The 19,603-nt window shown below is 43.1% G+C and carries 19 protein-coding genes and 1 pseudogene; 10 read left to right on the top strand and 10 right to left on the bottom strand.

Annotated elements, in window-relative coordinates:
- Positions 1-39: 39 nt before the first annotated feature.
- On the bottom strand, positions 40-1,416 hold the full coding sequence (locus GYO_RS25505) for an amino acid permease (RefSeq protein WP_014112838.1): 1,377 nt from the start codon (positions 1,414-1,416) through the stop codon (positions 40-42).
- A gap of 168 nt (positions 1,417-1,584) precedes the next feature.
- On the bottom strand, positions 1,585-2,103 hold the full coding sequence (dinB, locus tag GYO_RS25510; protein WP_014112839.1) for a damage-inducible protein DinB: 519 nt from the start codon (positions 2,101-2,103) through the stop codon (positions 1,585-1,587).
- 166 nt (positions 2,104-2,269) lie between these two features.
- On the opposite strand from dinB, the gene GYO_RS25515 reads away from it, so the two are divergent.
- Together GYO_RS25515 and GYO_RS25520 are read left to right on the top strand one after the other, a co-directional pair.
- Complete coding sequence (locus GYO_RS25515; RefSeq protein WP_041521136.1) at positions 2,270-2,728, top strand: MarR family transcriptional regulator; 459 nt, start codon at positions 2,270-2,272, stop codon at positions 2,726-2,728.
- The gene (locus GYO_RS25520) at positions 2,725-5,382 is read left to right on the top strand and encodes an MMPL family transporter (RefSeq protein ID WP_014112841.1); all 2,658 of its coding nucleotides are present in this window, start codon (positions 2,725-2,727) and stop codon (positions 5,380-5,382) included. The genes GYO_RS25515 and GYO_RS25520 overlap by 4 nt, the downstream gene beginning before the upstream one ends.
- Before the next feature lie 167 nt (positions 5,383-5,549).
- On the opposite strand, the gene GYO_RS25525 is transcribed toward GYO_RS25520, so the two are convergent.
- From GYO_RS25525 to GYO_RS25535, 3 genes are all read right to left on the bottom strand, one after another.
- Positions 5,550-6,179 (bottom strand): nitroreductase family protein, encoded by a 630-nt coding sequence (locus GYO_RS25525; RefSeq protein ID WP_014112842.1) that lies wholly within the window; start codon positions 6,177-6,179, stop codon positions 5,550-5,552.
- Between the two features lie 15 nt (positions 6,180-6,194).
- Entirely contained in the window at positions 6,195-6,689 is a 495-nt protein-coding gene (locus GYO_RS25530) for a MarR family transcriptional regulator (protein WP_080010056.1), read from the bottom strand.
- A gap of 84 nt (positions 6,690-6,773) precedes the next feature.
- A complete protein-coding gene (locus GYO_RS25535; RefSeq protein WP_014112844.1) occupies positions 6,774-7,331 on the bottom strand; it encodes a helix-turn-helix domain-containing protein in 558 nt (185 codons plus the stop codon).
- 118 nt (positions 7,332-7,449) lie between these two features.
- On the opposite strand from GYO_RS25535, the gene GYO_RS25540 reads away from it, so the two are divergent.
- From GYO_RS25540 to GYO_RS25560, 4 genes are all read left to right on the top strand, one after another.
- Positions 7,450-8,175, top strand: coding sequence for an AzlC family ABC transporter permease (locus tag GYO_RS25540; RefSeq protein WP_014112845.1), 726 nt, complete (start codon positions 7,450-7,452; stop codon positions 8,173-8,175).
- Complete coding sequence (locus GYO_RS25545; protein WP_014112846.1) at positions 8,172-8,495, top strand: AzlD domain-containing protein; 324 nt, start codon at positions 8,172-8,174, stop codon at positions 8,493-8,495. Before GYO_RS25540 ends, GYO_RS25545 begins: the two co-directional genes overlap by 4 nt.
- A 193-nt stretch (positions 8,496-8,688) precedes the next feature.
- The gene (locus GYO_RS25550) at positions 8,689-9,897 is read left to right on the top strand and encodes a Bcr/CflA family efflux MFS transporter (protein WP_014112848.1); all 1,209 of its coding nucleotides are present in this window, start codon (positions 8,689-8,691) and stop codon (positions 9,895-9,897) included.
- 109 nt (positions 9,898-10,006) lie between these two features.
- A protein-coding gene (locus GYO_RS25560; protein ID WP_087941763.1) for an IS3 family transposase occupies positions 10,007-11,157 on the top strand; the annotation gives its coding sequence in 2 pieces (ribosomal slippage) (positions 10,007-10,280 and positions 10,280-11,157; 1,152 coding nt in all).
- A gap of 65 nt (positions 11,158-11,222) precedes the next feature.
- On the opposite strand, the gene GYO_RS25565 is transcribed toward GYO_RS25560, so the two are convergent.
- Positions 11,223-11,960, bottom strand: a complete 738-nt coding sequence (locus GYO_RS25565) for a sulfite exporter TauE/SafE family protein (protein ID WP_014112851.1) — start codon at positions 11,958-11,960, stop codon at positions 11,223-11,225.
- Between the two features lie 248 nt (positions 11,961-12,208).
- On the opposite strand from GYO_RS25565, the gene GYO_RS25570 reads away from it, so the two are divergent.
- The 3 genes from GYO_RS25570 to GYO_RS25580 all read left to right on the top strand — a co-directional run bounded on the left by GYO_RS25570 (position 12,209) and on the right by GYO_RS25580 (position 15,614).
- Positions 12,209-12,883 (top strand): GntR family transcriptional regulator, encoded by a 675-nt coding sequence (locus GYO_RS25570; protein WP_041520871.1) that lies wholly within the window; start codon positions 12,209-12,211, stop codon positions 12,881-12,883.
- Between the two features lie 121 nt (positions 12,884-13,004).
- Complete coding sequence (locus GYO_RS25575) at positions 13,005-14,267, top strand: glycoside hydrolase family 18 protein (protein WP_014112853.1); 1,263 nt, start codon at positions 13,005-13,007, stop codon at positions 14,265-14,267.
- A gap of 159 nt (positions 14,268-14,426) precedes the next feature.
- The gene (locus tag GYO_RS25580) at positions 14,427-15,614 is read left to right on the top strand and encodes a macrolide family glycosyltransferase (RefSeq protein ID WP_014112854.1); all 1,188 of its coding nucleotides are present in this window, start codon (positions 14,427-14,429) and stop codon (positions 15,612-15,614) included.
- A gap of 37 nt (positions 15,615-15,651) precedes the next feature.
- Here GYO_RS25580 and GYO_RS25585 read toward each other — a convergent pair whose 3' ends face one another.
- Positions 15,652-16,362: a membrane lipoprotein lipid attachment site-containing protein gene (locus GYO_RS25585; protein WP_041520872.1), complete on the bottom strand. Its 711-nt coding sequence runs from the start codon at positions 16,360-16,362 to the stop codon at positions 15,652-15,654.
- A 65-nt stretch (positions 16,363-16,427) separates the two neighbouring features.
- On the bottom strand, positions 16,428-17,816 hold the full coding sequence (locus GYO_RS25590) for an alkaline phosphatase family protein (RefSeq protein WP_014112856.1): 1,389 nt from the start codon (positions 17,814-17,816) through the stop codon (positions 16,428-16,430).
- Positions 17,817-17,960: 144 nt separating this feature from the next.
- Here GYO_RS25590 and GYO_RS25595 point away from each other — a divergent pair, with 144 nt between their 5' ends.
- Complete coding sequence (locus GYO_RS25595; protein ID WP_014112857.1) at positions 17,961-18,569, top strand: transglutaminase-like domain-containing protein; 609 nt, start codon at positions 17,961-17,963, stop codon at positions 18,567-18,569.
- A 35-nt stretch (positions 18,570-18,604) separates the two neighbouring features.
- Here the strand turns inward: GYO_RS25595 and GYO_RS25600 are convergent, their stop codons facing one another.
- Positions 18,605-19,090, bottom strand: a complete 486-nt coding sequence (locus tag GYO_RS25600; protein ID WP_014112858.1) for a DUF4944 domain-containing protein — start codon at positions 19,088-19,090, stop codon at positions 18,605-18,607.
- Positions 19,091-19,107: 17 nt separating this feature from the next.
- Positions 19,108-19,572, bottom strand: a pseudogene (locus GYO_RS25605) (GNAT family N-acetyltransferase).
- Between the last annotated feature and the right edge of the window lie 31 nt (positions 19,573-19,603).

Consider the following 19,603-nt stretch of genomic DNA (forward strand, 5'->3'; position numbering starts at 1 on the left):
AAACTCCTGCTCTCATTTCTGAGGCAGGAGCTGCGAATCTTATTGATGCTTCGCTTTTCTCACTTTATAAATCACAATCAGCAAAATAAACCAAACCGGCGTGACAAATAAGGAAACACGAGTATCCTGAGCCAATGCCAGCACAACTAGGATAAACGCCAGGAACGCAAGAATCAGGTAATTTGTAAACGGATAAAGCGGAAGCTTAAACTTGTTTGTTTTTGCTAATTCAGGTCTTGTTTTACGGTATTTCATATGGCAGATGACCGTAATACCCCAAATATAGATAAAGCAGACGGTTGAAATGCTTGTGATCAGGGTGAATACGCCTTCTGGCATGATGTAGTTTAACGTAACACCGATTAAAATCACGATAGCTGAAAAGAATAACGCATTTCTAGGTACTTTACGCGGAGTCAGTTTCGCCATTGATTCAGGCGCATTATGATCTTTCGCAAGGGAATAGACCATACGGCTTGTACTGAATACAGCGCTATTGCATGCTGAAGCAGCGGATGTCAATACAACAAAGTTGATAATGCTTGCTGCCCCGACGATGCCAACCGCGACAAACACCTGTACGAATGGGCTCTCGCTGGGATTGATGACATTCCAAGGATAGATACTCATAATCACGAGAAGAGCACCGATATAGAAAAGCAACACCCGGACAGGGATATTGTTGATCGCCTTAGGGATTACTTTTTCAGGGTTTTCTGTTTCACCGGCTGTCAGTCCGACCAGCTCAATGCCGACAAAGGCAAACACAACCATCTGGAACGATAGGATAAACCCGTGCATGCCATTCGGGAACATACCTCCGTGGCTCCAGAGATTTGTGAAACTGGAGACCCCAGTGCTTGTGGAAAAACCTTTAAATATCATCACAAGGCCAATGACGATCAGTGCCAAAATGGCAATGACTTTAATTAACGCAAACCAAAATTCTAATTCTCCAAAAAGCTTGACGGTTGCCAGGTTCATTATCAGTAATATGATCAGAGCGATTAAGCCGGGCACCCATTGCGGCACACCCGGGAGCCAATATTGAGTGTAGAGCCCGACGGCTGTCAGATCAGCCATTGCAATCGAAATCCAGCAGAACCAATAGGTCCAGCCGGTGATAAAGGCTGCCATATCGCCTAAATAGTCTTGTACAAAATCAACAAAAGAGTGATAGTTCAAATTCGATAACAGCAATTCACCCAGAGATCTCATAATTAAAAAGCAAATGATCCCTGTGATCATGTAAGCAAATAGAATCGACGGTCCGGCAAAATGAATCGATTTTCCTGAGCCGAGAAATAAGCCCGTTCCAATGGCCCCGCCGATGGCGATGAGCTGGATGTGCCTGTTTTTCAAGCCTCTCTCCAATTTTTGCTGATTTATATTGTCTTTCGTCATGTCGTCTGTCACTTTGTGTGTTCCTCCATTGAAAATTGTTTGTTGAGTCAGCAATATATTTTTAATGATTATTATAACACTAAAATTTCTATCTTTTTTACTATACAGGAAATATGAATAGAAATTTTAATGTTTTTGAACGACATCATAAAAAGCGGCTCACTTAGGAGCCGCTTTCTTTTATGCCATTTCTGTTTTTTTCATATACAGGTAGAGCCCATAATCTGTCGGAGCGGATGGGTAGCCTGTCTGCCGCAGCATTGCTGTGATATTGCCGCGGTGGTAAGTCCCGTGATTGACAACGTGGGGAACCAGCTCAGAAACAGTCGTTTTCATGATTCCGCCTGAGGGGTTTTGAATCTGAAGGGGCTTATTGAGCTGTTCTTTTTGCTGTAAAAATAATGTATAGCGCTCGGATAACGTCAGAAACAGGGCTTCCATTTCCTCCATTTCTTTTGCCTCTGTCTGTTCTTTGAGCTGTTCAGCTAATGCCAAAGCATCGGTCATGCTTTGGCCGGAAAACACTTCAATCCAGCCGAGATCAGAAAGATAAACATGAGACAACACATGGGATATCGACGGAAACACGCTTTGAATTTCTTGGCGATATACTTCTTTTGGAAGCTCTTTTAATCGGTTGAATATTTGCTGATTGGCCCAGACGTTATATTCATACAATTGTAATGAAAAATCTGACATGTTAAATTTCCCCTTTCGTGTTTCTAACGTCTATTATACACGAACAAGCGTTCTTGGTAAGGTGTTCGTAAATAAAATATGTTGACAGATATAGTTTAGGGGAATAAACTAATTGGCATTGATCATAAAGTTTAGAGGGGTAAACTATAATGAGGAGGGGAAGATGTTGAATGAACAAAAGCTATGTCAGGCCATAAACCTGTTTGTGGAAGTATTACTTGAAGGGACAGAGTTTGTGCATCATGAAATCAATCAGGATGTCTTCAAGCATATCTCAAGGGAACAGGCAGACCTGTTAAAAATTTTAAAAGTCAAGGGCCCAACCTCTCCTGGCAGCCTAGCCATGTATCAAAATGTACATAAAAGCGCGATTTCTAACAGACTGAAAAAGCTGCTCGATAAGGGATTGGTTGAATGGGATGACTGTCCAGCGAAAAGTGATAAGCGCTCTAAGCTTATTAACATCACAACCAGCGGTGAAACCATATTGGAAGAATTAGATTCTGCCATTTTTAACGCTCTCAAAGAGCTGATCGATGATATAGATGAGAAACACTTAAATTCTATCATAGAGATATTCACCATTCTAAAGAGCAAATTTAAAGGAGGAGATTCTGCAGAATGAGAGCAATCATCAAATTCAAGTGGGCAATTGCAGCGGTTATATTAGTACTTACCGTCGTTTTGAGTTTGTTTTCTCCGAACTTAACGGAGCTGGCCAATCAAAAGGGGCAGGCCCAGCTTCCTGCAGATGCTGTTTCAGAAAGAGCAAATGCCATTTTAAAACAAGCGGGAGAAGACAATAATTCGATCAGTATAGTCTTTACATTAGACCACGCTTTGAAGGAAGAAACAGAGGATCAGCTCCGGACAATGATCGATAAAGTCAAAAAGATCGACGGTGTAGAAGAAGTAACGTCTCCTCTGACAGCGGAAAAAGAAGTCAAAGACCAATTGATTTCAAAAGACAAGAAAACGGTTCTCATTCCTGTCACGATTACAGGTTCTGATAAAAAAGCGGAAAAAATCGCGGATGACATTTATACAATCGTTCCTGATGATGTGACGGCATATATTACGGGAGCCTCTCTTATCAATCAGGATTTCGCTCACAGCTCAGAGGAAGGGCTCAAGAAAACGGAAGTGATCACAGTCTGCTTGATCATTGGTTTACTGCTGATCGTGTTCCGATCTGTTGTGACGCCGTTTATCCCGATTGTGGTTGTCGGTTTCTCTTATCTGATCAGTCAATCCATACTGGGCATCCTTGTGTACAATGTTGATTTTCCTATCTCGACGTTTACGCAAACCTTCTTAGTCGCCATTCTGTTCGGGATCGGAACAGATTACTGCATTCTTCTTCTGACCCGATTCCGTGAAGAGTTAGCAAACGGGCATGACAAAAAAGAAGCGGCGCTTATCGCTTACCGTACAGGGGGAAAAACCTTATTTATCAGCGGATTTGCGGTATTGATCGGATTTTCCGCCTTAGGATTTGCGAAGTTTGCGATTTTCCAATCCGCAGTGGGAGTCGCAGTTGGAGTCGGAATTCTAATGATCATCCTCTACACATTGCTGCCATTATTTATGGTAACGCTGGGTGAAAAATTATTTTGGCCTTCTAAGAAAGTGCTGTCGCACAGTGACAACAAATTATGGGCGTTTCTCGGCAGATATTCCGTTGTGCGTCCGTTTCTGTTTATTGTCATCACGGTGATTATCACGCTTCCGTTCATTTTGACCTATGATGACCAGATTTCATTTGATTCGACTGCGGAAATCAGCAGCGATTATAAATCAGTAAAAGCTCTCGAGGCCATCAAGGATGGATTCGGTGAAGGGAAAGCGTTCCCGATCAATGTTGTCGTGAAAGGAGACAAGGATCTCACAACAGCTGATACAATCCCTTATCTCGGAAATATCAGCAAAGCGATCGAGAAAGTCGAGCATGTTGACTCTGTCATGACCATCACGCAGCCGACTGGTGAAAAAATCAAAGATTTATATATTGATAAACAGCTAGGCACGGTTTCAGACGGACTGGATAAGACGGTAAAAGGAATCACCGATGTCCAAAGCGGTTTAACGGATATAGAAAACGGGTTGAATCAAATGGCGGGGCAAACCGGCTCAGCCTCAAATAGCAGGTCCGGCGGTTCACTGGGTGATGCGGCAGACGGATTGGGCAAAATCAATCAGCAGCTGCAGCTCGTGAGCAAACAGATTTCCCAAACCGGCAATACTGCGCAGACCGTGCAGCAGCTTACGGCAATCAGCGGACAGCTTGGACAGATTCAAACCGGACTTGAACAAGCGAACCAGCAGCTCTCAGGCCAGCAGGCAGAAGCTGGAACGCTGACAGAAAGCCTGAAGAAGCTTGCCGGGGGCGTGAAGAGTGCTAATGATGGCCTGACGAAAATCTCTGACGGCATTACAGCTTCCAGTGATATGTTAGAGGACATGAGCAAAAGCTCAACCGTAAGGAATACAGGCATATTCATTCCTGATCAAGTAATGAAGGATAAAGACTTTAAGAAGTCAATTGACCAATATTCCTTTGCAGACGGCAAAGGCGTGCAATTAAGCGTCGTCCTGGACTCAAATCCTTATTCAGAACAAGCCATTGCAACAATAAACCAAATCAAAAAAGCTGTAGCAAACGAAGTTGACGGCACTCCTCTCGAGGATGCACAGATCGTATACGGCGGGGTCACGAGTGTGAATGCAGACTTAAAAGAGCTGTCTACAACGGACTTCTCCAGAACAATGGTGATCATGATTATTGGCCTGTTTATCGTGTTAACGATTTTGTTCCGTTCAATGATCATGCCGATTTATATGATCGCGTCACTGCTGCTGACGTACTATACGTCGATATCCATAACAGAATTAATTTTTGTAAACGGCTTAGGAAACGCCGGCGTCAGCTGGGCAGTACCGTTCTTCAGCTTTGTCATCTTGATCGCGTTAGGCGTAGATTATTCGATCTTCCTGCTGGACCGATTTAAGGAAGAGGTGCACCTTGGCATTGCGCAAGGTGTCGTCAGATCAATGAGCAAAATGGGATCCGTCATTATTACAGCGGCCATTATTTTGGCCGGAACGTTCGCAGCGATGATGCCTTCAGGCGTCAATACGCTGATGCAGGTGGCAAGTGTCATTATTATCGGGCTGCTGCTTTACGGCCTTGTCATTCTTCCGCTCTTCATTCCGGCAATCATCATGACCTTTGGCGAAGGCAACTGGTGGCCGTTTGGCAGGAAGAAAATCAAAGAATAACAGAGAGAAGAGTGATGAATGATCATCACTCTTTTTTTTTATGACTAAACGACAAAATAAATATCAAGGATTAACTTCAGACGTGTTAACCAAAAAATAGGTCAGACGATTGAACGGCGGCTGTATTTAAAATAAAGAGCCCGGAACATATTCCTGGGCTCTTTGTTTTATTTCCATTCTGCAATTGTATCAATCGGCAGACGGTAGGAAGCATAGCCTTCGTCTGCTGCTTTTCCGATAGAAAGAAGCATGACCGGTACATAACGTTCTTTATCTAATCCGAACGTTTCCGCGATGTTTTCTTTATCGTATCCGCCGATCGGGTTTGTATCGTAGCCGTGTGCACGTGCAGTCAGCATCAGCTGCATGGAAACAAGACCTCCGTCAATCAGGATCGTTTCGCGGTTCACCTGTGCCGGAAGCTTTTCAAAATGAGCGGTCAGCGCGGCGATTTGTCTGTCTTTGACCTCCTGCGGCATGTAACCGAGTTCCACGGCTTTTGAATAGATTTCTTCTAAGTAGTCTGCATTGTTCATGTCTGCAAATACAGCAATGACGGCAGATGATGTTGTGACTTGAGTTTGGTTAAAGCTTGCAAGCGGTGCGAGCTTTTCTTTTCCTTCCGGGCTGTCAATGACGAGAAAACGCCATGGCTGCGCGTTGACAGAAGATGGAGCAGTTGTTGCTTCTTCTAAGATTTCTGTCATTTCTTCTTTGCTGATTTTCACTGTCGGATCATAGTTGCGAATAGAACGGCGGCCTTTCATAATCTCCATAAAATCGTTTGTTTTGATCATGTTGATACACTCCTCTTATGCTTCAATATTGTCTATGTTGTTCCGCATACGCGCCAGCACGTCAATGAGCAGGCGGCGCTCGTCTGCACTTACATTTGCGAGCATTTCCTTCATGAAACGCTCCTTTTCTTTCTTCGAAGACTCGATTCGCTCTCTTCCTTGGTCTGTTAACCGAACAAGGGTGATGCGGTTGTCTTCAGGCTTGCGCCGTCTTGATACCATGCCTTTGGCTTCCAGCTGTTTCAGGTGTCTAGTAACGGCGGCGCTATCAATATTTACTTTCTTTTGAAGGTCGCTTTGACTGATCTCATCTGCATGATAAAGCAATGTCAGCAATTCCAAACGAGATTGGCTGATGCCCGTGCATGCCTCGAACTTCACGCCAATCACCTTGTTCACGCCTTGCAGCTGATATAAAACCTCGGCTTCCTCTGAACAAAATGACGCCAAAACCCATCCCTTCCTTCTTGTCAAAACTATTAATTGATATATCAATGATTGACTCGTCAACTAATATACAACGATTGATTTCATCTTGCAAGCCATTTGCATATTCGAAAAACCTCCCAGCGTATTTAACTGGGAGGTTGTTAGTCATCCTTGCGGCTCCGGATAGTACATCAGCAGAAAAAAACTGGCCGTTTCTTCAGATGAATTGATGTAGCTGTGCGGGGTTGCCCCTGTAAACTGCAAGGCGTCTCCAGAGGAGAGCATATGCTCCTGACCCTGCAGAATGACTGTTAATTCGCCTTCTTTAATTAAAATATATTCTTCTCCTAAATGTGTTTTTGCTTCATGTATACATCCAGGTTTCAGATCAACAACGTAAATTTCAAACTTTGTTTCAGGATTGTAGGGGAAAAAAGGATAGACGCTGTAGTTTTCTTCATTATCTGTAACAGGTTCGATATCCTGCAGATTGATTTTTCTAACTTTCGGCTTGTCTTCTTTCAGAAATACAGAAAAGGATACTTGAAGCCCGTTTGCGATCTTCCATAGCGTGGTGACAGTCGGGGTTGATTTCCCTTTTTCGATTTGTCCGAGCATCGCTTTACTGACACCCGTTAATTCAGAAACTTGATCAAGAGTCAGGTTCCTATTTTTTCTAAGCTTGACTAGATTCATTGCGATAATGGCTTGGATATCATCCATACATGTATCTCCTTACGTCAATATTCGCTTTATTATAACATATGGAAGTCTGTTATCACATTTTGTTGTCAGTTATAACATACGTGTGTATAATATGTTAGACGAGGAGGAGAACAGAATGATATCTGAAAAAGAAATGACTCATGCAAAAACTGACGAGCCAACATTCCTGCAGGGGTTTCAAGATTGTGTTCCGACGCTGGTCGGTTACATTAGTGTAGGCTTAGCTCTCGGAATCGTGGGGGTTGCGTCGCATTTAAGCGTGATGGAAATTGTGTTCATGTCAGGATTGGTTTTTGCAGGCGGCGCCCAATTCATTATGTGTGCATTGTTAGCGGCGAACAGCCCGATGTCCGCCATTATTCTGACTACGTTTATCGTGAATTTACGGAATTTTCTATTAAGTGCCGCGCTCGCTCCTCATTTTTCAAAGTATTCACTGGCGAAAAATGTAGGAATCGGCATGATGGTCACAGATGAATCGTTTGGTGTCGCTTCAAATAAGATTGTCAAAAACGAGCCGATTAACGATCGCTGGATGTTCGGTTTAAATCTTACAGCATATGCGTGCTGGGTGCTGTCTTGTGCGGCGGGTGCTGTTTTTGGCAAGTGGATTACCCATCCGGAATCGTTCGGACTAGATTTTGCGGTGACGGCTATGTTTTTAGCGCTGCTGGTTCTTCAACTAGAACATGTTGTGTCGGCGAAGCTTAAACATTATGTATCTCTCATTATCTATATGGTGATTGCCATGGTTGTGTTTTCTTTCTTTATGCCGTCTCATCTTGCGGTCATCATATCAACGTTCATCGTAGCCACAATCGGGGTGGTGACGGATAAATGAGTATCAATACATACATCTTGATGGTGATTATCGGCTGTGCGCTGGTCACAATGATTCCCCGCATCATTCCCTTTTTAGTTGTTCGGAATATTACTTTGCCGGAGCCCGTGCTCAAGTGGCTTTCCTATGTGCCGGTGTGTATATTGACAGCGCTTGTCGTAAAGGATTGTATGATTCAGTCTAATGATTCTCTTCAATTGAATTGGCCCGCAGCCGTCATCTTGATCCCGACTCTCTTGATTGCGATGAAAACAAAAAGTTTATCCATTACTGTGATCAGCGGTGTTCTTCTTATGGCGGGTTTGCGATTATGGGTATAGTACAACAGGAGCGGAACTCACTAGATCAGGGCAGAAGACCCTGATCTTTTTGTGTCTTTCGTTCAAGCTTTAAAGCTGCTTTCACAGGCTGAAAGTTATGATACAATATACAAATGTTTTACAGCTCCAATCCACCGCTGGAGTTGACATCGATTTTATATAAGGGACTAGGTTGAAGGGAAGGTTTGATAACATGCTGCACAATCCAACTGGAAAAGAACGCTTGGCATTGGCGTTTCTGCTCGGCATGCTTGCTATATTGGGCCCGCTTAATATAGATATGTATTTGCCAAGTTTTCCTGAAATCGCGGATGATTTATCAGCAAGTGCTTCACTTGTACAGTTAAGTTTAACAGCCTGTCTGGTCGGGCTTACGATCGGCCAGCTGATTGTCGGGCCGGTCAGTGACGCGCAGGGAAGACGGAAACCGCTATTAATCTGTATTTTTTTATTTGCATTATCTTCTCTGTTTTGTGCGCTGTCGCCCAATATTACAACATTAGTGGCTGCGCGTTTTTTACAGGGATTTACCGCTTCCGCAGGGCTTGTGCTGTCTCGCGCAATTGTCCGCGATGTGTTTACCGGAAGAGAGCTTTCTAAATTTTTCTCGCTGTTAATGGTCATTACAGCCGTTGCGCCAATGGTTGCGCCAATGACAGGCGGTGCCATTTTACTTTTGCCGTTCGCAACGTGGCATACGATCTTTCACGTGCTAACGATCATCGGATTTTTACTTGTTCTTCTGATTGCATTGAGGTTAAAAGAAACGCTGCCGCCAGAAAAACGGATTCCAAGCTCAATCGGAACATCTGTTAAAACGATGGGCAGCCTGCTGAAGGATCGATCCTTTATGGGGTACGCGTTAACGGTCGGGTTTATTCATGGGGGAAGCTTTGCATATGTGTCCGGTACGCCTTTTGTATACCAGGATATCTATGGAGTGTCGCCTCAGGTGTTTAGTATTCTTTTCGGCATTAACGGCCTGGCAATTATATCGGGCAGCTTTATTATCGGGCGCTTTGGCGGAATCATTCATGAAAAGAGCTTGCTTCGCATGGCGGTCATTACGGCTATGATTGCGACTGCTGTGCTTTTGACCATGACCATGATTCACGGCCCTCTCGCTACATTAGTCATATCTATTTTCATTTACATGATTACGATCGGCATGGTTCTGACCAGCACGTTTACGCTTGCCATGGAGAGGCAGGGGCACCGTGCCGGAAGTGCAAGTGCGCTGCTCGGAATGCTCCCGCTGCTCCTCGGTTCGATCGTGTCGCCGCTTGTAGGCATTAACGAGACGACAGCCATTCCGATGGGAGCGATCATGTTTGTGACAGCGGTCATCGGCGCACTGGCGTTTTTTGGATTAACGAAAGAACGAGCAGAGCAAAACTCATAAAAAAACCTGACATGAGGGACTGACCCCATAAGATGAGACAAATAAAAACACCTTCAAGTTTGAAAACGGATGATTGTTATCCGAAATTAGACTTGGAGGTGTTTTTTCTATGAGGACAAGAGTGAGTTATCCGGTTGAAGTGAAACAGCAGGCTGTAGAAATGAGATTGGCAGGCGTGCCTATGAAAGAGATCATGCAGAAATTGAATATTAAGTATAAGACACAGGTTCAGACATGGGTTAGATGGCATAAGGCTGGGGATATACATCGATTCGAACAGCCTGTTGGAAAGCAATACACTTACGGAAAAGGTCCAGAGTATTCTTCCGAATTAGAGAAACTGCTGGCAGAGAACCGTTATCTGAGACAACAGAATGAAGTTTTAAAAAAGTACAACGAATTGGAAAGGAAGTTGATAGCGAAACGTCAGTCGAACTTGTAGAAGTATTGCACAGCACAATGACCGTGCAGGATATCTGTATTCATTTAGGTATCTCTCGAGCGTCCTATTATCGTTGGAAGAAGAATCTGACGAAAGATTATCCCAAGCGCCATTTGGAAAAACAAATCGGCACGTTGTGCCGAGAGCACAGGTATCGATATGGATATCGAAAAATCACAGCCATACTAAAAAAGAGAATGCGTATTAACCATAAAACGGTTCAACGTATTATGCAGAAAAATCAATGGCAGTGCAAGGTTAAGGTGAAAAAGCGCAAGAAGAATGGGCAGCCATATGCCGTGGTCGATAATATATTGGATCGGAACTTTAAATCTGATCGCCCTCTTGAAAAACTAGTAACGGACATCACATATTTGCCTTATGGACAGAAACAATTGTACCTTTCCAGTATATTAGATTTATACAATGGAGAAGTGATTGCTTTTACGATTGGCGATAAGCAGGACACAGACTTTGTCTTAGACACACTTGATCAGCTGCCAACACTGCCTGAGAACTGCGTGTTACATAGTGACCAAGGTTCTGTGTATACATCTTACGAGTATCAAAAAGCTGTTAACACAAAAGGCATTACCATGAGCATGTCCCGCAAAGGGACGCCCGCTGATAATGCCTCCATCGAATCGTTTCATTCCTCACTAAAGTCTGAAACGTTCTATCTTAACAGCATTGATCGAACTACGACCGCCATCGTAGAACGCACTGTCATAGAATACATTCACTATTATAACAATATTCGTATTCAAACGAAACTAAACAACCAATCACCGATAAACTATCGGCAATTGGCTGTTTAAAAGGTGTTTTGATCCCTGTCTCAAAAACGGGGGTCAGTCCCTGACGTCAGGTTTCTTTATTTTATTTAGAATAACAACAGCAGGCCCGCAATCGCAGGAGTCAAGAAGATGGCTGATTTTAAGACCACCTTTGGCATGAGGTTGGTGAATTTCGCGCCTACATAGGCACCGCACATTGTGCCGACAAGAACCTTGATCAGCAATACATAATCGACAAATCCTTCTGTGATATATCCGATGCCTCCTCCTATAGCGAGAGGGATGATCACAAGCATAGTCGTTCCGACAGAATGGCGGATGGACAGGTTCAGCATAATCATTAAACCGATTTGAATAAAAGGCGCCGACCCGATGCCGAATGTGCCGGAAAGAACGCCTGCTACAATTCCTAAGATGACCGCTCTCGTATACGTTGAAAGAGAGCTTTGATTCACTTGAGCCTTCTCTTTTAAAAGAAATAATCTGATTAAAATGAGAATCGCTGATAAAAATAACATTCCCGCCGTCAAATAATGAAGCAAATCAGCCGGAATGAAAGATGTCAGCTTGGCGCCGAAAAATGAGCCAACCGCAGCAAAGCATCCGACTATTAAGCCGATTTTCATTTGAATGTTGCCCTCGCGATAATGGCTGTATGCCCCTGATAAGCTTGTAAAAGCCATGCCAGCGAGAGAAGTGCCTAAAGCCGTATGAATCGGGATATGGAAAAGAAGCGTTAAAAGAGCAATGACAAAGCCTGCTCCTCCGGCACCAATAAAGCCTAAAATAATTCCGAGAAGAAACATAACAAGAATAATGAGCATATTTTTTCCTCCATTGAAAAGATCTAAAAAAGTAATAGTGCGCTATTCTGGCGGAGGTATAGTGTCCTATTGACGAAGAAAAACATGACAGTTTTTCGGTTGCCAGTAGTCCGTCGACCGTCGTTCAGCAAACATATCGTACCTCAAATTCTGAGATCTGACAAGGCAGTTTGTTGCTTCCCATTACCATCTGTTATATGATTTTGATAAAGAAAAGCCCCTGAATATATTCAAAAGAGGTATTATATATGGACGATTTTAAATTAGACAAACCGACTCCTTACTACCTGCAATTTTATAACCAGCTGAAAAAAATGATCTTCAACGGGACTTTTAAGCCGGGGGAACGGATAAATGAAACACAGCTGGCGAAAAGCTTTGGCGTCAGCCGCTCTCCGATAAGAGAGGCCATGCGGCTGCTTGAGAAAGACGGTTTGTTAAAAGCAGATGACCGAAATGGATTTTCTATCACGTCGTTAACGGCAAAAGATGTAGATGAGATTTATAAAATCAGAATTCCGCTGGAGCAGCTGGCAGTCGAGTTAGTCATAGACGAAGCGGATGAGAAAGAGCTTGTCATGCTTGAAAAACAGCTTGAAGAAACAGAAAAAGCCATTCACAACGGAATGGAAGATACGGAAATCATCCATTTAAACCAAAAGTTTCATGAGCTGCTTGTTGATTTTAGCCATAACAGACATTTGAAAAATTTGCTTGAGCATGTAAATGATCTGATTCACTTTTGCAGAATCCTTAATTATACTGGCGACCACCGTGCAGAAACGATACTGAGTGAGCACCGCAACATATTGGAAGAAGTGAAAAAGAAAAACAAGGAAGCAGCCAAACAGTATGTGATGGCTCATTTCAATCATGACTGTGAGCATTTGAAGCGAGTGCTTGAAGAAGGAAAAGAGAATTGATTTGCGTGATACAGTACCAAGGGGAGCTGCTCCTTGGTTTTTTTGTTTTCACAAACATATAAAAGGGCTCCCGTTAATAACATTTTATGATGGATTTATTAACGAATAATGGGGGTTAAACATGTTTATCCATATCGTCCGGCCTGGTGATTCTTTGTTTTCCATAGGCAGAAGTTACGGTGCTTCTGTTGATCAAATCCGGGGTGTGAATGGGTTAGACGAAACGAATATCGTGCCGGGGCAGGCTCTTCTTATCCCTCTTTATGTATATACAGTCCAGCCGGGAGACACGCTGACCGCCATTGCGGCAAAAGCGTTTGTTCCCTTAGAGCGACTGCGGGCCGCAAACCCTGGCATCAGTCCAAATGCATTACAAGCGGGAGCGAAAATAACGATTCCTTCTATCTCAAATTACATTGCGGGAACGTTAAGTTTTTACGTCCTCCGAAACCCTGACCTCGATCGGGAATTAATCAATGATTATGCACCATACTCGTCTTCGATTTCAATTTTCGAATACCATATTGCACCTAACGGCGACATTGCAAACCAACTGAATGATGCGGCCGCTATTGAGACAACATGGCAAAGACGAGTGACGCCGCTTGCCACCATAACAAACCTTACATCAGAAGGCTTCAGTACAGAACTCGTTCACCAAGTCTTGAACAATCCGACAGCAAGAACCAATCTAGTTAACAATATTTATTACTTAGTCTCCACAAGGGGATATGGCGGTGTCACAATCGATTTTGAACAGGTGAGCGCCGCGGATCGTGATCTTTTCACTGGTTTTTTACGTCAGCTGAGAGATCGTCTTCAGGCGGGAGGGTATGTGCTGACGATAGCTGTTCCGGCAAAAACAAGCGATAATATCCCATGGTTGAGAGGCTACGATTACGGAGGAATAGGAGCGGTTGTCAATTATATGTTTATCATGGCTTATGATTGGCATCATGCCGGAAGTGAGCCGGGCCCTGTAGCACCGATTACTGAGATCAGGAGAACCATTGAGTTTGCGATTGCGCAGGTGCCGAGCAGAAAAATCATTATCGGAGTTCCGCTCTACGGGTACGACTGGATCATCCCGTACCAGCCGGGTACAGTTGCTTCAGCTATTTCAAATCAAAACGCAATCAAAACAGCGATGAGGTACCAAACCCCGATACAATATTCAGCAGAATATCAATCACCGTTTTTCCGGTACAGTGATCAGCAGGGGCGAACGCATGAGGTATGGTTTGAAGATGTCAGGAGCATGAGCCGGAAGATGCAGATCGTCCGCGAATACCGGTTGCAGGCTATAGGCGCTTGGCAGTTAACCTTGGGCTTCACGCCAGGCCCATGGCTTCTGCGGAAATTTTTTACGATCAGAAAGGTATAAAAAAAGGCACCAGGGCTCGGTGTCTTTTTTTGCTTCAGTCTAGAGGAGCAGAATAGTTCAATCATTTGTCCCTTGCGTGGGATTACGTCTCCATTTTACGATTAGTAGTAGTCTGATCAAACAAAGATTCAGAATACGATGTGAGAGGGAGTTGTCTAAATGAAGACAGTATTGATTTTAAATTTTCCTGCGGAAGGCCATGTGAATCCTACCTTAGGCATCACAAAAGCGTTTTCTGATAAGGGATATGACGTCCATTATATTTCCACTGAAAAATACAAAAAACGATTAGAAGCGGCGGGAGCAACTGTCCATCTTCACCGGGATCTGCTGCGAACAACACCTATTCATGTCGGTTCGCCCAATGGCATTCTTGAATTCTTGAAAATCCATATCAAAACCTCGCTGGATATTTTACAAATTGTGAAAGACTTATCTAAGAGCATTCAATTTGATTTTGTGTATTATGATAAATTCGGCGCGGGGGAATTGGTGAGGGATTACTTAGATATTCCAGGGGTTGCTTCATCAGCGTCCTTCCTGTTTGGCGAAGAGCATCTGAAAATCCTGCCGCTGCATCCTGACTCTGGAGCCCCGCTTGAGTTGGATCAAGAGTGCGAAGACCTTTTGGCAAAAATGAAAGAAACGTACGGTGTTGCCCCGAAAAACCTGGTTCAATTCATGAACAATAAAGGGGAATTGAATGTAGTGTATACAAGCCGTTATTTTCAGCCTGAAAGCGATCGTTTCGGGGATGAATGTCTGTTTATCGGCCCCAGCTTTCCAAAGAGAGCGGAAAAATCAGATTTCCCGATTGAACAGTTAAAAGATGAAAAGGTCATTTATATTTCAATGGGGACTGTTCTGGACAATACGGAGGAATTTTTCAACCTTTGTATTGATGCATTTTCTGGCTTTAACGGAAAAGTCGTCATCGCTGCCGGAGAAAAAGCGGACCTGACCAAATTAAAGAAGGCGCCGGAAAACTTTATCATCGCCCCATATGTCCCTCAGCTGGAAGTGCTGGAGCATGCCGATGTGTTCATTACACACGGCGGAATGAACAGCGTAAATGAAGGCATTCATTTCAATGTGCCTCTGGTTGTCATGCCTCATGACAAGGATCAGCCGATGGTGGCGCAGCGTCTCTCTGAACTCCATGCAGGCTATGTCATTTCTAAAGATGAAGTCGATGTACAAAAATTAAAACAGGGCGTAGATGAGGTTTTGCATCACGATCAATATACGGAAGGTATTAAAAAAATCAATCAAAGCTTCCAAGAGTCTATGAATATGGATGAAGTGATGGAGCGGATTGATGAATTCATTCGTCAAAAAAACAAATAAGCAAAGAACTCCCGTATCTGGTACGGGAGTTCTTCATTTAAAACTTGATTTTGATTTTTTGAGCATCACTGATTTTCTTATGGTTGTGGTCAAAGACGTCACTTGTTGTGATTTCGATCCACTTGATCTCTTTTTCTTTCTTCTTATCATCAGCATCTTCGTCATGTGCATGGCCGCTTGATGCGTTCACAATAAAGCCGAGATTTCCGGACTTTTCGGCTCCGCCTTCCAATTCGCCATTTAACTCTTCAAGATAAATGTCTTTGTTCCAATCAAAGGTTTCCCCTGTATTTGTTTTCATCAAGGCAATCGGCGCAACATTTACTTTCTTAGAAGATGTGTTCTTAATGTCAACGAAGACCTTAACGAAATCAAACTCTTCATCATGTGTTAACACATGAAAATAATCAATCATGCTGTAATCCGGACGCAAATGGATCAGCTTCATTTCTTTTACTGTTAACTCCACGTCGCCAATCTGATAGGTTTGATTCACTTGCTTGATATCCTTTAAAACAGCTTTTCCCTTGTCATCAGAAAACGTTTGGCCAACCTTCAGCAATGACCGGTCATCAGTTACTTGGGAATTAGGCTGATACTCATCTATACTGTCTTTTTGAGATGATGTGCTTTGCGGTGTGGCTTTTACCGCTTGCTCTCCGCCCGCACTTTGTTTTTCTGTATTGGCGTTCGATGAGCAGCCCGCAAGCACGATGGCAAAAACAAAAATTGAAAGAATTCTTTTCATGATGATTCCTCCATTAAAAAGAGAGCCCGTTACTTCATACAAGCAACGGGACACCTTGTATTCTTTTACTTATCGTTAATCTTAATGTTGTATTGTAAAGCCTTGAAGACATTTTTAGCGATTTGTGTATTATCGATTTGGCCGGCAAATGTCTCACTAGACGGTCCGTACGCATAGACGGGAACATCTTCACCAGTATGTCCGCCTGTCGTCCATCCAGTGTGAGAGCGTTTATTGAAAATCTCCTCGATCGCATTATCGATTTCAAGCACTTCTTTCGATTTTGCGGCTTTTTTAACAGATTGGATTTCTGATTCAGTTAAAGCCAATTTCTTTTGGTCAATATACGTTTTTAATGTTTTTTCAACATCTGCGCCGTCAGCGATTTTTTCTGCCATAAAGTCAGGTGTGCGTTTTGCGGCTTTAATTGGTTCACTGAACCAGTTGTAGATGCCGTCTGCACCGATGGAGTATCCGCCGGTCGAGTGGTCAGCCGTTGCCACAACCAATGTGTGCTTGTCCTTTTTGGCGAAATCAAGAGCCGCCTTATAAGCTTGTTCGAAGTCCTCCATTTCACTCATGGCGCCGACGATATCATTGTCATGCCCCGCCCAGTCAATCTGGCTGCCTTCCACCATGAGGAAGAATCCGTCTTTATCCCTGCTTAATTTTTTAATCGCTGTGTTTGTCATATCTTTTAATGAAGGAATGTCCTTCGTGCGGTCAATCTTTTTAGGCAGGCCGCCGTCAGCGAATAGGCCGAGAACTTGGCTGTCTTTATTTTTCAGCATGTCCTTGCGGTTATCCACATAGCTGTATCCCGCTTTTTTGAATTCCTTGATCAAATTGCGGTCCTTCCGGTCAAAGTTGCTTTTTCCTCCGCCTAGAAGGACATCAATTTTGTGCTTGCCGTTGACCATTTCATCAAAATAATCATCGGCAATCGAGTTCATATTTTTTCGGCTGTGATCGTGTGAACCGAAAGAGGCCGGAGTGGCGTGTGTAATTTCTGAAGTGGCCACAAGTCCTGTTGATTTTCCTTTCTCTTTCGCGGCTTCAAGTACTGTTTTGGCTTCTGAACCATCGTTATCCACAGCAATCGCATTGTTATATGTTTTGATCCCGGCTGACATAGCCGTTGCTGCAGATGCAGAATCTGTTACGTTTTGTTCTGGATCTTCAGGATAAGTCGTCTGCTGGCCGACAAGGTATTGATCAAAAGCGGTAGGCTCTACAAACTTTGTCTTTTTATTATCTTTTAAATAGCGATGAGCAGACGTATAGGACACACCCATACCATCACCAATCAGAACGATAACATTCTTAATTTCGTCTTGATTCCCCTTTTTCTTTTCCTGGGCGCTGGCTTCAGGCACACTGCCGCTGGCTAAGCTGCTGAACGCAATAGATGATAAAACCGCGATAGGCAGTAATTTCTTCGGGAATTTTTTCAACTGGATAACCTCCTAAAAATAGATGAATCTCAATGACAACCCCATTATATTTTTAAACTGTTAAGCTAGTGTTAATCGATTTTAAAGATTGGATTTACAAGAATAAGAGGATGACGGAAAATTGAGGAAAAGGGAGTGGGTTAAGTGAAGATGATTTGTGAATCAGGCCGGCTGAGTGATTATGTTTGTGAGTCGAAAGAAGTTGATTATTCCCATCCCATGATAAAGGAGAAGGCAGCTGAACTTTTTCATTCATCTCAAACAGAAATGGACAAAGCGAAAATTGCTTTTGAGTTCGTAAGGGATGAAATATCACATTCATGGGATATTCAAAGCAAACGAGTTACTTGTCATGCTTCAGATGTTCTGAGATTCAAAGAGGGGATTTGCTATGCCAAATCAAATCTTTTCGCTGCCTTACTGCGCGGAGAAGGAATTCCAACAGGATTCTGTTATCAAAGATTAATGCTGTTCGATACGCCGGACAAAGGTTATTGCATTCATGCTTTAAACGCTGTATATCTTTCTTCTGTTAGAAAATGGGTAAGGCTGGATGCCCGAGGGAATAAGGAGGGGGTCAATGCACAATTTTCGATTCATAAAGAGAGACTGGCTTTTCAGGTCAATGAGAGAATGGGTGAACAAGATAAGCCGATGATTTATACAAGTCCCCATTCAAAAACAGTAGCTGTATTAAATGGACATACAGATGCTTTAAAGATGTATCTATATCATTTACCGGATGATTTGTAAGCAGAAAGCAGGGATCTCTATGAGAATCCCTGCTTTTAATCAAATAAGGTCTTTTCATTAAGGGTAAACTGACTTGCGGAATAATGATTACCTTGCTTCCATTTCACTTCAATCGTAATATCATGGCCTTCAAGCTCATGTTCATCTATTCGCTCTAAAAAAGAAACGGACTCCTCTTTTGCGCTTCCATCGCGAGAAGTGCCGCCGGAATAATCTCGTATGGGGATTTCTGTATCAGAGCTCAGTAGAACCTCATCATCTTTTTTTACAATCAGTGATTCCACATAAGTGCTGTCTGCTTTATCTGTATCACCGATCCAATAAAGATTGCCGCTGTATTCATTCGGTGCATCTTCATTTTTTGTGAAAACAGCTTCCCAATTCCGATCTTTGCTTTCTCCCTGCCAGTTCGGATACTCCAATCGCACATAATGAATCAGCTGATAGGAAAAAAAGATCAAGCAGAAAGCCAATAATAGGGAAGCCGTGAAAATAAGAGGATATTTATAATGACTGGACATAAAAAACTCCTATTCGTTTAATCAATTACCTTTGAAAAAAGAATTTTATCCCGAATCAAAATGCCGTTTTCAGCTTTCTCGGGAATCTCCGGCTTGAGTCGCCTCGCTTCTTCAACTGCATTCGGAAACAATGCGGCGAATTGATAGCCTCTCTTTTGATAAAACGCCATCGCATGTACATTATCATTCGTTGTGATAAGCCTTGCATGTTTAGCCGTCTCTTCAACCTGCTGTAGGAAAGCTGTGCCGATTCCTTTCTTTTCAATGATACTATCTAATGAAATGATTTCACAATCTTTTCCATGTATCACGTATGTAATATAACCGATGATTTCGCCACCCTCATCTACAGCGGCATAGCCATCTAATTCATCACATCGAAAAATGCCGCTGGAAATCACCATCTCGGGTGACTCTCAATGCTTGGCAAAAAAATCGGTTATCGTATGTTTCGACAACTCACTGCTTGAGATAATCCTCATCCTCCTTTTAGAAAATGTGTAATATCATATA

The organism is Bacillus spizizenii TU-B-10, from assembly GCF_000227465.1.
In the GTDB taxonomy this organism is placed as follows: domain Bacteria; phylum Bacillota; class Bacilli; order Bacillales; family Bacillaceae; genus Bacillus; species Bacillus spizizenii.